The 759-nt window shown below is 62.7% G+C and carries 1 pseudogene; it reads left to right on the top strand.

The features are described from left to right. Positions 1 to 759: pseudogene (locus tag ACTNBU_RS12660) on the top strand (NADP-specific glutamate dehydrogenase); the annotation flags it as partial.

Below are 759 nucleotides of genomic sequence, written 5' to 3'. Positions count from 1 at the left end.
ACCACCGGCGGTTCCATCCTGCGTCCCGAGGCCACCGGCTACGGCGCTGTGTATTATCTGGTCGAGGCTCTGGCTCACGACGGCGAGTCCATCGAGGGCAAGCGCATCGCCATGTCCGGCTACGGCAACGTGGGCTGGGGCATCATGAAGAAGGCCGCTGAGCTGGGCGCGAAGGTCACCTACTTCGCCGGTCCCGACGGCTACATCCACGATCCCGAGGGCGTCTGCACCGAGGAGAAGCTGAACTACATCCTGGAGATGCGCGCGAAGGATCCCATGCACTGCGCTCCCTACGCCGAGAAGTTCGGCTGCGAGTTCGTTCCCGGCCAGAAGTGCTGGGGCGTCAAGGACGTGGACATCTACATGCCCGCCGCCACCCAGAACGACGTCAACCTGGATTGGGCGAAGAAGATCGCCGAGTCCGGTGTGAAGTACTACATCGAGGTCGCCAACATGCCCACCACCAACGAGGCTCTGGAGTTCCTGAAGGCTCAGGAGCACCTGGTCGTGGCTCCCTCCAAGGCTGTCAACGCCGGCGGCGTGTCCGTGTCCGAGCTGGAGATGGCTCAGAACGCCGAGCGTCTGTACTGGACCGCTGAGGAAGTCGATGCCAAGCTGAAGGGCATCATGAAGAACATCTATCACTCCTCCGTCGAGGTCGCCGAGCGCTATGGCCTGGGCTACGACCTGGTGGCTGGCGCCAACATCGTCGGCTTCCAGAAGGTCGCCGACGCCATGATGGCTCAGGGCATCTTCTAA

This window comes from Dysosmobacter sp. HCP28S3_G4 (assembly GCF_052065175.1).
Lineage (GTDB): Bacteria > Bacillota > Clostridia > Oscillospirales > Oscillospiraceae > Oscillibacter.
Note: the sequence above shows the minus strand (reverse complement) of the source record. Positions and strands in the feature narration are given on the sequence as shown.